The organism is Ruegeria sp. BA2, from assembly GCF_056539605.1.
In genome coordinates, this window is sequence record NZ_JBQFVE010000013.1 from 38,378 (window position 1) to 52,893 (window position 14,516).

The 14,516-nt window shown below is 57.4% G+C and carries 12 protein-coding genes; 10 read left to right on the forward strand and 2 right to left on the reverse strand.

Going from position 1 to position 14,516, the window contains the following annotated elements; all coding sequences use genetic code 11:
* Positions 1–39 precede the first annotated feature (39 nt).
* The 8 genes from xdhA to ACR0NN_RS20560 all read left to right on the forward strand — a co-directional run bounded on the left by xdhA (position 40) and on the right by ACR0NN_RS20560 (position 10,601).
* Complete coding sequence (gene xdhA / locus ACR0NN_RS20525; protein WP_480685426.1) at positions 40–1,401, forward strand: xanthine dehydrogenase small subunit; 1,362 nt, start codon at positions 40–42, stop codon at positions 1,399–1,401.
* Entirely contained in the window at positions 1,398–3,800 is a 2,403-nt protein-coding gene (xdhB, locus tag ACR0NN_RS20530) for a xanthine dehydrogenase molybdopterin binding subunit (protein WP_170723707.1), read from the forward strand. Before xdhA ends, xdhB begins: the two co-directional genes overlap by 4 nt.
* Complete coding sequence (xdhC, locus tag ACR0NN_RS20535) at positions 3,800–4,735, forward strand: xanthine dehydrogenase accessory protein XdhC (protein ID WP_170723708.1); 936 nt, start codon at positions 3,800–3,802, stop codon at positions 4,733–4,735. The genes xdhB and xdhC overlap by 1 nt, the downstream gene beginning before the upstream one ends.
* Positions 4,732–6,249: an ABC transporter ATP-binding protein gene (locus ACR0NN_RS20540; RefSeq protein ID WP_170723709.1), complete on the forward strand. Its 1,518-nt coding sequence runs from the start codon at positions 4,732–4,734 to the stop codon at positions 6,247–6,249. Before xdhC ends, ACR0NN_RS20540 begins: the two co-directional genes overlap by 4 nt.
* 63 nt (positions 6,250–6,312) lie before the next feature.
* Positions 6,313–7,395, forward strand: a complete 1,083-nt coding sequence (locus ACR0NN_RS20545) for an ABC transporter permease (protein WP_170723710.1) — start codon at positions 6,313–6,315, stop codon at positions 7,393–7,395.
* Between the two features lies 1 nt (position 7,396).
* Positions 7,397–8,317, forward strand: coding sequence for an ABC transporter permease (locus ACR0NN_RS20550; protein WP_170658660.1), 921 nt, complete (start codon positions 7,397–7,399; stop codon positions 8,315–8,317).
* Between the two features lie 31 nt (positions 8,318–8,348).
* Entirely contained in the window at positions 8,349–9,422 is a 1,074-nt protein-coding gene (locus ACR0NN_RS20555; protein ID WP_170723711.1) for a BMP family ABC transporter substrate-binding protein, read from the forward strand.
* Between the two features lie 444 nt (positions 9,423–9,866).
* Complete coding sequence (locus tag ACR0NN_RS20560) at positions 9,867–10,601, forward strand: SDR family oxidoreductase (RefSeq protein WP_170723712.1); 735 nt, start codon at positions 9,867–9,869, stop codon at positions 10,599–10,601.
* Between the two features lie 295 nt (positions 10,602–10,896).
* Here the strand turns inward: ACR0NN_RS20560 and ACR0NN_RS20565 are convergent, their stop codons facing one another.
* Both ACR0NN_RS20565 and ACR0NN_RS20570 read right to left on the reverse strand, forming a co-directional pair.
* The gene (locus tag ACR0NN_RS20565; RefSeq protein ID WP_170723713.1) at positions 10,897–12,129 is read right to left on the reverse strand and encodes an HlyD family secretion protein; all 1,233 of its coding nucleotides are present in this window, start codon (positions 12,127–12,129) and stop codon (positions 10,897–10,899) included.
* A gap of 3 nt (positions 12,130–12,132) precedes the next feature.
* Positions 12,133–12,543 carry a hypothetical protein gene (locus ACR0NN_RS20570; RefSeq protein WP_170723785.1) on the reverse strand — a complete coding sequence of 137 codons (411 nt, stop codon included), beginning with the start codon at positions 12,541–12,543 and terminating at the stop codon, positions 12,133–12,135.
* A 203-nt stretch (positions 12,544–12,746) separates the two neighbouring features.
* Here ACR0NN_RS20570 and ACR0NN_RS20575 point away from each other — a divergent pair, with 203 nt between their 5' ends.
* Together ACR0NN_RS20575 and ACR0NN_RS20580 are read left to right on the forward strand one after the other, a co-directional pair.
* Positions 12,747–13,811, forward strand: coding sequence for an NAD(P)/FAD-dependent oxidoreductase (locus ACR0NN_RS20575; RefSeq protein ID WP_170723714.1), 1,065 nt, complete (start codon positions 12,747–12,749; stop codon positions 13,809–13,811).
* Positions 13,811–14,464, forward strand: coding sequence for a DUF938 domain-containing protein (locus ACR0NN_RS20580; protein ID WP_170723715.1), 654 nt, complete (start codon positions 13,811–13,813; stop codon positions 14,462–14,464). The genes ACR0NN_RS20575 and ACR0NN_RS20580 overlap by 1 nt, the downstream gene beginning before the upstream one ends.
* The last annotated feature ends 52 nt before the right edge of the window (positions 14,465–14,516 follow it).

The following is a 14,516-nucleotide window of genomic DNA, read 5'->3' on the forward strand; positions in this document are numbered from 1 at the left end:
CCGATCGGGCGCAACCGGGTAAGGCGACGGGTTTCTCGAATGAATATCACGTTTCTTCTGAACGGAGAGACAGTGGAGCTGACGGATGTGAATCCGACGGCGACCCTGCTGGATTGGCTGCGCGAAGATCGTGGCCTGACTGGCACCAAAGAGGGCTGCAACGAAGGCGATTGCGGGGCCTGCACCGTTATGGTGACGGATGAAGATGGCGCGAAGGCGCTGAACTCCTGCATCCTGTTTCTGCCTCAGCTACATGGCAAAGCTGTGCGCACGGTCGAAGGGGCCAGTGGCCCAGATGGGGAGGCGCACCCAGTGCAACAGGCGATGGTTGATCTGCATGGCTCACAATGCGGTTTCTGCACCCCGGGCTTTGTCATGTCGATGGTCGCGAGCCACGCGAACGGCGCGACGGATCACGACACGCAGCTTGCCGGGAATCTGTGCCGCTGCACCGGCTATGCGCCGATTATCCGGGCGGCAAAAGCAGCAGAAGAACAACCCGTGCCGGTTTGGGTTAAGGATAATCCTGTTGCGACATCTGCAGCGTCGCCAATGCTTCCCGGATCGTCTGACGAATTGGCATCCGTTTATGCCGAAATCCCCGATGCAACTCTGGTTGCCGGAGCAACAGATGTTGGTCTTTGGGTCACCAAGCAATTGCGCGATCTGGACCCGGTGATCTTTCTCAACCGTTGTGAAGATCTGAAAGAAATCACCATCACCGATGACGATATCCGCTTTGGGGCCATGGTCGATATGAACCGGATGGGTGAGGCGCTGTCTGATCTCCACCCCTCGTATGCCGAGATGATACGCCGTTATGCCAGTGTTCAGGTACGTCATGCTGCGACGGTTGGGGGCAACATCGCAAACGGCTCACCCATCGGCGACAACCCTCCTGCGTTGATTGCTTTGGGCGCAACCTTACATCTGCGCAAAGGCGACACTCGCCGGGCCATTCTGCTGGAAGACTTCTTCATCGAATATGGCCAGCAGGACCGCACGCCCGGCGAGTTTGTCGAAGCCGTCAGCTTTCCGCGCAAGGCAGACCGCCTGAAAGCCTACAAACTCAGCAAACGGTTCGATCAGGATATCTCAGCCGTGTGCGGGTGTTTCAATATCACTGTTGCGGACGGCACGGTCACTCTGGCGCGTATCGCATTTGGTGGCATGGCCGGAACTCCGAAACGGGCAACCCATGTCGAGGCCGCACTGATCGGCAAACCGTGGACGCGCGAGACGATCGACGCAGCGCTTCCTGCCTTTGCCGACGACTATTCACCACTCACGGACATGCGCGCCTCGGCAACCTATCGATTGGAAACCGCCAAAGCGATGCTTGAGAGGTATTTCCTAGAGGATAAGGGCGAAGTGACCAACGTGCTGGAGGTAACGGCATGAGTGTGACCAAGCCCCTCCCCCATGACGCTGCGCCGCTACATGTGTCCGGCTCGGCGCGCTACGTGGACGACATTCCAACACCCAAAGGCTCGTTGCATCTGGCCTTCGGCCAGAGCCCGATTGCCAAGGGCAAGATCGCGTCGATGGACCTTTCCGCGGTAAAAGCTGCCGAGGACGTCGTGATGGTGATGACCGCCGAAGATTTGCCCTTTGCCAACGACGTCTCGCCATCGATCCACGATGAGCCGCTGCTTTCGGACGGTACGGTTCACTATATCGGCCAGCCCGTGTTTCTTGTTGTCGCGACCAGTCATTTGGCCGCCCGTAAGGCCGCAAGGCTCGGCAAGATCGATTACGCAGAAGAAACGCCAATCCTGACCGTCGAAGAGGCTTTGGCCGCCGATAGTCGTTTTGAAGATGGTCCCCGTATCTATGCCAAGGGTGATGCGGACGCTGCCATCTCAAGCTCGGCCCATGTGATCGATGGGACCTTCGAGCTTGGCGGGCAGGAGCATTTTTATCTCGAAGGTCAGGCTGCATTGGCCGTGCCAAATGAAGGCGCAGACATGCTGGTGCACAGCTCAACCCAGCACCCAACCGAGATACAGCACAAAGTGGCGGACGCGTTGGGCGTTCCGATGCATGCCGTCCGGGTTGAGACCCGTCGGATGGGGGGCGGTTTTGGTGGCAAAGAAAGCCAGGGTAACGCGTTGGCCGTCGCCTGCGCCGTGGCTGCCCGCGCCACCGGCAAGGCCTGCAAGATGCGCTATGACCGCGATGATGACATGATCATCACCGGCAAACGCCACGCCTTCCGTATTACCTATAAGGCCGGATTTGACGAAAACGGTCATATTCAAGGTGTTTCTTTCCACCAATACGCCATCTGTGGCTGGGCGCAGGACCTCTCCCTGCCCGTTGCCGACCGGGCAATGCTGCATTCGGACAACGCCTATCTGCTGCCCAATGCGCGGATCGAAAGCCACCGGTTAAAGACCAACACACAATCCGCCACCGCCTATCGCGGGTTCGGTGGCCCTCAGGGCATGGTCGGGATTGAACGTGTTATGGATCACGCCGCGCATGAGTTGGGCCTGGATCCGGTCGAGCTGCGTCGACGCAACTACTATGAACCGGCGCACAAGGTCGCTGAGGTTGAGCCAGCCGAGAAACCTCTGGGCCACCCCGACCCGCACGAAGACCTGACCAGCCGTGGCGCGGTTGAGATGGGAGATGCCCCTGTACGCCCTCTGCCCGCGGGCGGCAACACCACGCCCTACGGCATGGAGGTCAGCGACTTCGAATTGCATGGCATGACTGAGGCTCTGCTGAAATCCAGTGACTATGCCAACCGCAAGGCTGCGATTGAAAGGTGGAACGCCGAGAACAGCGTGATCAAGAAAGGTATCGCCTTCTCTCCGGTCAAATTCGGGATTTCCTTCACTCTGACCCACCTGAACCAGGCGGGCGCTCTGGTGCATGTGTATCAAGACGGCTCGGTTCATCTGAATCATGGCGGGACAGAGATGGGACAGGGCCTGTTCCAGAAGGTGGCACAGGTTGCCGCATCGCGCTTTGGCATCCCGCTGGAGATGGTGAAGATCACCGCCACAGATACGGCCAAAGTCCCGAATACCTCGGCCACCGCGGCGTCCTCCGGCAGTGACCTGAACGGGATGGCGGTGAAAGCTGCGTGTGACACCATCCGAGATCGTATGGCGGACTATCTGGCTGAACGGCATCAAGCCGATCCGTCGACGGTTACCTTCGAGGGCGGCCACGTATCAATTGGCGAAGAGCGCTATACCTTCGCCGAGGCCGCCGCGCTGGCCTATCAGGGACGCATCAGCCTGTCGGCGACGGGGTTCTACAAGACGCCCAAGATAGAATGGGATCGTATCGCCGGACGTGGACGGCCATTTTTCTATTTTGCCTATGGCGCTTCTGTCACCGAGGTGGCGATTGATACCTTAACCGGCGAGAACCGCATCCTGCGCACGGACATCTTGCATGATGCGGGCGCGTCGCTGAACCCGGCACTCGATGTTGGGCAGGTCGAAGGCGGCTACGTGCAAGGCGCGGGTTGGTTAACGACCGAAGAGCTGGTCTGGGATGGCAAGGGCAATCTGCGCACGCACGCACCGTCGACCTACAAGATCCCGGCCTGCTCGGACCGGCCCGACATCTTCAATGTCGCGCTTTGGGATGGCGCGAACCGCGAGGACACTATCTATCGCTCGAAAGCGGTGGGTGAGCCGCCCTTCATGCTGGGCATTTCAGCATGGCTGGCCCTGTCGAATGCGGTGGCGGCTTGTGGTGACAGCTACCCGGCGCTGGATGCGCCTGCCACGGCGGAAGAAGTCTGGCGTGGCGTCCAAAGGATGAAGGGAGGTATCTGATGGGATTTGACTTGGAGGCTTTGAGGGAGGCGGTCAAAATCCACGGAATGGTCACCCGCGTTGCCATCGCAGCGATCAAGGGGTCATCTCCGCGTGAGGTCGGTGCGGCAATGCTGGTTTGGAAAAACGGGCAAAGCGGCACAATCGGGGGCGGTACGCTTGAATTTCAAGCAGCCGAGGCTGCGCGAGCGCAAACAGCGCGGGCCCGGCTGACACACCACGCGCTTGGCCCGGAGATGGGCCAATGCTGTGGCGGGGCCGTTTCGCTGTTTAGTGAGGTCTATGATCTCAGGGCAGTTGATGCGCTCGACAATACAGTCGTTGCAAGGTCAGCATCAGAAAGCGAAGCACCGCTATCGGTGAAACGGTTGCAGGCAACTGCGCGCGGTCAAGGGATCGCCCCTGAACCGCAACTGATCGATGGATGGATGGTTGAACCGGTCCACAAGCCAACCCGGAACCTATGGATCTGGGGCGCAGGTCATGTTGGACGCGCGTTGGTGGATGTGCTCTCTCCGCTGCCCGATATTGCGATCACATGGGTCGACACAGGCGCTGAACGTTTTCCAGCCTCGGTCCCTGCGGGTGTAACAACAGTTCCGGCGGCCAAACCCGCAGCACTGGTTCGCCATGCGCCGATAGATGCCGAGCACCTTGTGCTTACTTATTCACACAATCTAGATCTAGAACTGTGCAACCGGCTGCTTTCGCACGATTTCCGCTTTGCGGGGCTGATCGGCTCGGCTACGAAATGGGCGCGATTCCGGTCACGGCTGGCGGCGCTTGGGCATTCGCCCGAGCGGATCAGCCGGATCACCTGCCCCATCGGCGACCCCGACCTGGGCAAACATCCGCAAATGATCGCCGTTGGCGTCGCAGCCGAGATGCTGCGCCCCGCCCAACAGAAAGAATTGAAGAAGGACCTGAGCGCGTGACCACTCCACTGTTAAGCTTGCAAGGGCTGACCAAAGCCTACCCCGGCGTCGTGGCCAATGATCAGGTGTCTTTTGACATCGGCGAAGGCGAGGTTCACGCCCTGCTGGGCGAAAACGGCGCAGGCAAGTCCACGCTGGTCAAGATGATCTATGGGTTGGTGAAACCTGACAGCGGCACGATGCTTCTGCGCGGCCAGGCTTTTGCGCCCCCCGAACCGCGTGCAGCACGCGGCGATGGGATTGCGATGGTGTTTCAGCATTTCTCATTGTTCGACGCTTTGAATGTAGCCGAGAATATTGCTTTGGGGATGGAGAACCCGCCTCCTATGGGCGACTTGGCCTCGCGCATCCGCGAAGTGTCCGAAACCTACGGTCTGCCACTGGACCCGTATCGCACTGTCGGTGATCTGTCTGCTGGTGAGCGTCAGCGAGTTGAGATCATTCGCTGCCTGCTACAGGACCCCAAACTTCTGATCATGGATGAACCGACCTCGGTTCTGACCCCACAAGAGGTCGATATCCTCTTTGAGACGCTGAACAAATTGCGGTCCGAGGGTACCTCGATCCTGTATATTTCCCACAAGCTGGAAGAAATCCGCACGCTTTGCGACCACGCCACGATCCTGCGTCTGGGCAAAAATGTGGGTGAATGCGTTCCGGCTGAAACTTCGGCGCGCGACATGGCTGAGATGATGGTGGGATCAACCCTGCAGACCCCAGAACGGTCAGGACGCGAGTTCGGCGAGGTTGCGCTGGATGTCAGCGGTTTGTCGGTGCCGTCGCCGTCTGAATTCGGAACGGCACTGAAGAACGTCCACATGACTGTCCGCAAGGGTGAGGTTCTGGGCATTGGCGGTGTCGCTGGCAACGGGCAGGACGAGTTGCTGGGTGTGCTGTCTGGTGAAATCCCCACGACTGCTGATGCGATCAAATTTAACGGCCAGCCTATTGGCAAGCTTGGCCCAACCGCGCGCCGCAAACTGGGCGTATTGACCGCACCCGAAGAACGGCTGGGCCACGCCGCTGCACCGGATATGAGCCTGACGGAAAATGCCCTGCTGACCGGATCGGTACGCGAAGGGTTGGAGAATAACGGTTTTCTCAAGTGGGCAGAAACCAAGAGTTTTGCCGAAAAGATCATCAGCGAATTTGACGTGCGAACGCCGGGGCCTGAGAACGCGGCACGCTCGCTGTCTGGGGGGAACCTTCAGAAATTCGTGATCGGTCGCGAAGTGCTGCAAAGCCCGGATGTTCTTGTCGTGAACCAGCCAACCTGGGGTGTGGATGCTGCAGCGGCGGCTTCGATCCGGCAGGCCATTCTGGATTTGGCGGCCAAGGGAACCGCAGTCATCTGCATCAGCCAGGATTTGGATGAACTAATGGAAATCTCAGACAGTTTCGCCGCACTGAACGAAGGGCGCTTGAGCGCACCGCGTGAAACCACGGGCCTTACGGTCGATGAGATCGGTCTGATGATGGGCGGTGCACACGGCATGGAGGTGGCGCATGTGTGATCGGTCGCAACGCCTTCGGCGAGAGTATTTACAAAAAGATGAAGACCTTGGGGGGACGAGCAGATGATTGTGTTGGAGAAACGGCCACAGCCGTCCAAGGCGTGGTCTTATGCCACCCCTCCGGTTGCGGTGCTGGCGACCATGTTTTTTGGCGGCATCCTGTTCGCTATTCTGGGCAAGAACCCGGTCGAAGCCATAGGCACCATCTTCTGGGAACCGCTGTTTGGTGAGTTTGCGTTCTATTACCGCCCACAACTGCTGGTAAAAGGCGCACCACTGGTGCTGATCGCCATTGGCCTGTCGCTGGGTTTTCGCGCCGGTATCTGGAATATCGGGGCCGAGGGTCAATACATCATGGGCGCCATCTTTGGCGCTGGTGCGGGCTTGGCCTTCTACCCTCTGGACGCGTTCTACATCTTTCCGATCATGGTGATCGCGGGCGCGTTTGGAGGCTGGTTGTGGGCGATGATTCCGGCCTTCCTGAAGGTTCGCTTTGGCACCAACGAAATCCTCGTGTCGCTGATGCTGGTCTATGTGGCCGAGCAGATGTTGGCCTCGGTTTCTCTGGGCCTGCTGAAAAACCCCGAAGGGTTTGGCTTTCCCGGCTCTCGCAATCTGCAATCCTATGACAGTGCACATAACGCTGAGCTGATTGCTGGATCGGGAATGCATTGGGGCGTGGTAACCGCCCTGATCGCCGTGATCTTTGCCTATGTCCTGCTGAACCGGCACATGCTGGGCTTCCACATCCGTCTTACGGGTGAAGCCCCTCGGGCAGCCAAGTTCGCTGGCGTGAACCCTGCCCGTTTGATACTATTCTGCCTTGGCCTGTCCGGCGCTCTGGCCGGTCTGGCTGGGATGTTCGAGGTCTCGGGCCCTTCAGGCGTGGTCAGCATCGATTTCAACGTCGGGTATGGCTTTACCGCGATCATCGTGGCCTTCCTTGGCCGCCTGCATCCGGTGGGTATTCTGCTGGCCGGTGGCCTGATGGCGCTGACATATATCGGCGGTGAAATCGCGCAGTCTCAGCTGGGTCTACCTGCCGCGGCCATTCAGGTGTTTCAGGGGATGCTTCTGTTCTTCCTTTTGGCCTTCGATCTTCTGACAAACTACCGCATCCGTGCGGCCCGTAGCGAGGTAGCGTGAAATGGACCTTGGTGAAATTAACCCCGTCCTTTTGGTTGCCTCGCTGATGGTAGCCGCAACCCCGCTCCTGCTGGCGGCGATCGGAGAGCTTGTTGTCGAAAAGGCAGGCGTTCTGAACCTTGGCGTCGAGGGCATGATGATCGTGGGCGCAATCAGTGGCTTTGCGATTTCGGTCGAAACCGGCTCACCCTGGCTGGGCTTTGTTGCAGCCGCCATCGGCGGTGCCGTGCTGTCGCTACTGTTCGTGTTGCTGACACAGGTCGCTCTGGCCAATCAGGTGGCCAGCGGGCTGGCACTGACGCTGTTTGGTCTGGGCTTCAGCGCCCTCATGGGCCAAAGCTATGTTGGGGTCAAACCTCCCGATATGGCTGACATCCATATCCCCGTAATCAGCGATATCCCAGTGATCGGACCGATCCTGTTCCAGCATGATCCCATCCTCTATGTCGGAATTGCGCTGACCGCGGCCGTCTGGGCAACGCTGAAATACACCCGCGTCGGTCTGATCTTGCGCGCGGTCGGCGAAAACCACGACGCGGCGCACGCGCTTGGCTACAAAGTCATCAAAATCCGCATCATGGCGATCCTGTTCGGCGGGGCCTGCGCGGGTCTTGGCGGAGCTTACATCAGCCTGATCCGCGTGCCGCAGTGGACTGAGGGTATGACCGCCGGTGTTGGCTGGATCGCCCTGGCGCTTGTGGTCTTTGCCAGCTGGAAGCCATGGCGCGCCTTGCTGGGTGCCTATTTGTTTGGCGGCATCACCGTGTTGCAGCTTAATTTGCAGGCAGCGGGCGTTGCCATTCCTGTCGAGTATCTGGCAATGTCGCCCTACATCATCACGATCCTTGTGCTTGTGATCCTTTCGGCCGACAAGAGCAGCGCACCTGCCGCATTGGGCCGGACCTTCCATGCCTCGCACTAGGGGCCAACTGAACCAACTTGGGGAGTAACACATGAAATTCACTACACTTTTGGCAAGCGCGGCAATGGCGCTGGGTCTGGCCTCGGGGGCTATGGCCGACGACAAGACCAAAGTCGGCTTCGTCTATGTCGGTCCGGTCGGCGACGGTGGCTGGACCTACGAGCACAACAAGGGCCGTCTGGCCGTGGAAGAGCACTTTGGCGACAAGGTCGAAACCGTATTTGTCGAGTCCGTTCCAGAAGGCCCTGATGCCGAGCGCGTAATGACCCAGATGGCGCTGGAAGGCGCAGACCTGATCTTCACCACGTCGTTCGGCTATATGGACCCGACCATCAACGTCGCGAAGAAATTCCCGGACGTGAAGTTCGAGCACGCGACCGGCTATAAGACCGCCGACAACGTCTCGGTCTATTCTGCGCGCTTCTACGAAGGCCGCGCTGTACAGGGCCATATCGCTGGTAAGATGACCGAGTCGAACATCATCGGCTATATCGGCTCTTACCCGATCCCCGAAGTGATCCGTGGCATTAACTCGGCCTATATCCACGCCAAAAAGGTAAACCCGGATGTCGAGTTCAAGATCGTCTGGGCCTATACATGGTTTGATCCGGCGAAAGAGGCTGACGCTGCCACCGTTCTGATCGAGCAAGGCGCGGATGTGATCCTGCAGCACACCGACTCGACCGCACCACAAGCGGCTGCGCAAGAGGCTGGCAATGTAGTAACCTTTGGCCAAGCGTCGGACATGAGCGAATACGCTCCCTTCCCGCGCGTCTCGTCGATCATTGATGACTGGGCTCCATACTATATTGCGCGCACGCAAGCCGTCATGGATGGCACATGGGAAAGCGCAAACACCTGGGATGGAATCCGCGAAGGCATGGTTGCAATTGGTGAAATCTCGGACGCAGTTCCCGCCGACGTCAAGGAAGAAGCGTTGGCTTTGAAAGCCGCCATGGCCGCAGGTGAATACCACCCCTTCACCGGCCCGATCAAAAAACAAGACGGCAGTGACTGGCTGGCCGAAGGCGAATCCGCCGATGACGGTACGCTGGCGGGCATGAACTTCTACGTCGAAGGACTGGAAGGCGAGATTCCTCAATAGAACTTGACCAGTAATCAACAACAAGGCCCGCAGGTTTTGCGGGCCTTTTTTGATCGTATTGAGTCTTAGGGCACCGATGCTATGCAGTGAATATCTGTCTGTTTGGAGCCAAAACTTGCAATGTTCGTACTATAAATTTTGACCGAGATAAGAACATGCCGGTTTCAGAAGAAGATGAAAATCCGCGCATTCCGTAACTAATCGCAATGCCACCGGATGCCTTACCGGAAATCGTTGTCTCGAATGCATTATCCGAAAACAATGATCGGATGTGGATGAAATGATCACTTACTTTCAAGTGATCGGGGTGATGTATTATGCTAACCCCTACGGAAAACACCTAGGGTACGAGGACGTGTTCACAAAAATTGACATGTGTTGTGCTCATTTCGAAAAGGTGGACCTAGGGACCGACTATGTCAAAATTTTATCCGGTAGACGAGTATGAGCAACGTTTCTTATGATTTTTCGGGATGTGCGGCGGTTGTCACAGGAGGATCAAACGGCATCGGCGCCGAGATCGCTCGCCATTATCGCACCGCTGGGGCACAGGTCGCAATCTGGGACATGGCGCCGCCGGAAACCGCCGATTTCCCACATCAGTTTTGTCAGGTGAATATGAGCGATTTGGATCAGATCGACAGGGCCGTCGCAGATACGATGCAACGGCTAGGTGGCATTGATTTTTTGTCCCACAACGCCGGATTTGCAGGGCCGACGGTCCCTGTCACAGAGTATGATCCAGACGAATGGCAAAAGATTATTGACGTAAATCTGACCGGAACGTTCCGGCTGTGCCACGCGGTGGTTCCCGTGATGCAACGCGCCGGGTCTGGGCGTATCATAAACATGGCGTCGCTGGCTGGCAAAGAAGGGACGCCAAATGCGTCTGCTTACAGCGCGGCCAAAGCCGGAGTAATCGGGTTTACCAAGTCTCTGGCCAAGGAATTGGCGGAAACGAATATTCGCGTGAATTGCGTTGCACCTGCCGCTATTAAAACGGCGATCCTCGACCAAATGGCGCCAGAGTTCGTTCAAGTCATGATCGACAAATCGCCCATGAAACGCCTCGGAGAAACTGATGAAGTCGCGGAGCTTGTGATGTGGCTTAGTTCGACTGCATGCACCTTCAACTCGGGTGCTGTCTTTGATCTCTCCGGCGGTAGAGCGACTTATTAACCGTTCTCGCTCGTGAGAGTTTTATGGCTGTGGTGAACCGCTTTATGTTCCAAAGCGATCCAAGACCGGACTTTGGAGCACCCGCAGCGAAAGTCGGCCTTGTCCGCATAGCTGCCGTCAACGAACGCTAATACTTCAAACGGGTCAAAGCCCGATTAGTGTCAAGCCCCAACAGCGACCCGACAGCATCAGCGCGTGGACAATATAGGCCCCGAGAGTTTCAACACCGATTTGCCACGGGTCTCGTCTTCTGGCCATTGACTTGCTGCAACGGCCAGAACCTAGGGCCTATGATTCAATGCCCTGTCAGCACCAGCGTATTCACCGGCATCAGGATCAAGCGCAAGCGCAGGCCTGCCGCGTGGACGACGCCAATCGTATCCACCACATGCAGGAATGACTTTTCCCAAAAGCCAAGATTCTCATCCTCGAGCTTGGCGTGATTGTCGGTGTATACGTTCGCCAAGCAATTGCTGCCGGGAGGAACATCATCGGCCATGCTTTTGTAAAGCGGTTCAAGATAAACGAGGATCGAGCCGGGGTTGGTGTTGTTCTGTACGTCCCGCAATTCATCCGATGGGCGAATTTGCCCAGATGGGATCACGTCTTGCACCTCGACCACAACAACTGGGATCACGGTGAACGGCTTGGTCATACAACCCAATTCGCCAATCATGCCCGGTTTGATGACCTGCGCTGAAAGCTGACTGAACGCCGCCTGGAACCGATCGTGTCCAGAAGAGGACGGCACCAGAATACCCGCGGGTCGCAACAGCGGGCTGACATAGTCGCCGACTTGAAGCCCGAATTGCTCAACCCTGCCCGTTACCCCTGCGCTTACAACGGTTTTGTCCAGCTCGGTCAAAGCGGCATCCAGTTGCGCATTGGCACTGGCCAGTTGGGCCGGGATCAGCTCTTCGATCTGTTGCACGACGGCTGCGCGTTTCGAAACAGCGGCATTGACCTGCGCTTCGCGCTCGGCAACCAGGTTCTCAAGCCGGTCAATCTCGGCCAAGCGCACCGCGCTGGAGCCTTCGTCACGCAGCGTGGTATTGCGTTCCAGATCCTCCAGCGCCTGATCCAGAGCCGCGCGCGCACCCGCGATCCCGGCCTCGGCTTCGGCCAGATCGGTTTCCGCCACTTTCAACGAGGCTTGAACCTGCGCGATCTGTGCATGCGCAGCCTCAACCTGTGCAGTTTGCGTAAAATCCTCGATTCGGAAGATCGGCTGCCCTGCTGTCACTTGTTCATTGTTGCGCACATAGACTTCGGACACGCGCCCCCCCAACTGCGGCAGGATCGTCACGGTACGAAAATAGGACGCAGCAGTGCTGCTGGCAGGGTGAAAGTAGAACAGCGTAGTGATCACGGTCAGCGCCAGTATGGCGCAGGTCGTCAGCCCCCAACGCAATTCGTACCACATGGTGAACAGCGTGATTTCATGCCCGATCCGTTTGCCCTGAACAAAGCGGCGGAACAGATAATCGGGAAACACGGTGATCAGGGCGCACAGCATTGTCTCAATCATGGTTCAGTGCCCCTGTGTTGCCGGTTCGGAAGGATCAGACGGTTCGGGATCGCTGTCCGGCTCAGGCGGGATTGAGACCTCTTCCTTGTCCTGCCCCGGTGCCAAAGATCGGATGGCATCTGCAATCGCGCGCAGAGGTGCGGCAAAATCCGGGAACTGGAAGCCGGCCACCAAAATAGCCGCGATCCAGAAAATACCGTTATGCGTAAACAAAGCCAGAAGTGCCAGAATTCCAACAAGTTGGAATTGCGGGTGGTTGGTTTCATGCGCCATTTTTTCCGGGATCGAGTGCAGTGTAAAGTAAGCGACCCCGATCAACACGACCATTCCAACGGTGAAAACAACCATGAATGTGAAAAGGAAATCACTACCGTCTGCCTGCGTGACATACGAGGGTATGTGCCCCGTTGCCATCGGGTGAATGTCTGCCGCGTTCACGTCCGCCTCCGAATCTTGCGTTGTTCGCACTAAAAGCAGGCTGGTCGCCTGCGATCAAGTTTCCATTGCTTGCAGCTTGTGCCTTTTCGTACAGCGATGCGCATGCGAAGGTCCGCCCTGAGGGTCAGATCTTGAATTCGCGGCAGTGTTCATTGGATGATCGAAATTGGAAGAAACGTATGATTGATTTTCTGGTGATTGGTGGCGGAATAGCCGGGCTGAGCGCAGGAGCGCGCCTTTCTAAACACGGTACGGTCGCGGTTCTAGAGGCTGAGGATGCGCTGGGATATCACGCATCAGGCCGGTCAGCCGCCTTGTTCGAAAAAGGGTATGGCCCGACTTCTGTCAAAGCGCTGAACGAAGCAAGCGCCGATTTTTTTGTGGCAAGTTCATATCTTACACACCGGGGTCTGATGCTTGTTGGCGGAAAAGATCAACGGTCATTGTTCCTTAAGGACGCCCATGACCTTGGGGTCCAAGAGATTTCGATAGATGACGCGTTTGGCCGCATCCCGATCCTGAACCCGGACGTCGTTGGCTATGCGGCACTCAGTGACAATGCACTAGATATCGATACAGATCGCATGCTTCAGGACTTTGCCCGGTCCATCCGGCAAAATGGTGGGGCGGTACTGACACGCCAGGGCGTTCAAGATATCCGAAAATCTGATCGCTGGATTGTCGAAGCCTCCGAAACCTTCGAAGCCCTAAATTTGGTGAATGCAGCCGGGGCGTGGGTTGATGAAGTTGCAAGGATGGCGGGGATAGAACCGATTGGTATTACGCCGTATCGTCGATCAATGGCGCGCATTCCGGCGCCGGGCGGGCATGAATTAAGAAACTGGCCTATGATGTTGGGCGTGGGCGAAGCTTGGTACGCCAAGCCAGACGCCGGAATGTTACTGGTTTCGCCTTGTGAGGCAGACCCGACGACTCCGCACGACGCCTTCGCGGATGACATGGTACTTGCAGAAGGATTAGCCCGATACGAAGCGATGGTCAGCGAACCTGTGACGCGCGTTGAAAGCAATTGGGCTGGACTTCGCTCTTTTGTTGCAGATGGTACATTGGTGCTTGGGCCTGATCCCTCTGAGCCCTCGTTCATTTGGTCGGCTGGTCAGGGCGGGTACGGATTTCAAACTGCACCAGCGGCCTCACAACTGGTTGCTGATCTTGTGACGGGCGCGGCCCCTGGTCTCGATGCAGCAAGCGTGCAGGCGTTGACCCCGGAAAGGTTGCGCTGATGACCAAACGCAACCTGCCCCCAAATGCCAGCGTCGCGACCGAAAGCGCTGGCGGCAAACTGATCGCCCCAGCCGCGAGCAGAAATGCAGCAGTTCTTTGTGATCTATTGGTGCGCGTGGCCCCATCGTCGGGCCGAGCGTTGGAGTTGGCCAGCGGCACAGGTCAACATATCTCGGTCTTTGCCCGGCGAATACCCGGACTGCATTGGCAACCCAGCGAAATCACTTCTGAACGGCGTGCGAGTATTGATGCCTATACGGATGGCTTGGCAAACACTTCCCCTGCGATTCACCTGGATGCAACCGCGGTTGGTTGGCACAAAGCCATGTCGAGGCAGGATCTGGTTGTTCTCGTCAACCTCTTGCATTTGATCAGCTTGCACGAGGCCGAAACCCTGATTGCCGAAGCTGCCTGTGTCCTGAATCGCGACGGGCGATTGGTGCTGTATGGCCCCTTCAAACGAGATGGACGTCTGACCAGCAAGGGGGACCAACAGTTTCACAACGCCTTGGTTCAACAGGACTCAGAGATTGGGTACAAGGATGATACTCAGATCACGGCATTATTGGCCGAGAATGGCCTCGCGCTGATAGAAATCGTCCAGATGCCAGCGAATAATTTGGCATTTGTTGCGCAAAATTCGATATCCTGATCAGGGTCAACGTCGGCCCCCAGCTTCGACAACTATCCTTATTATTTTATGC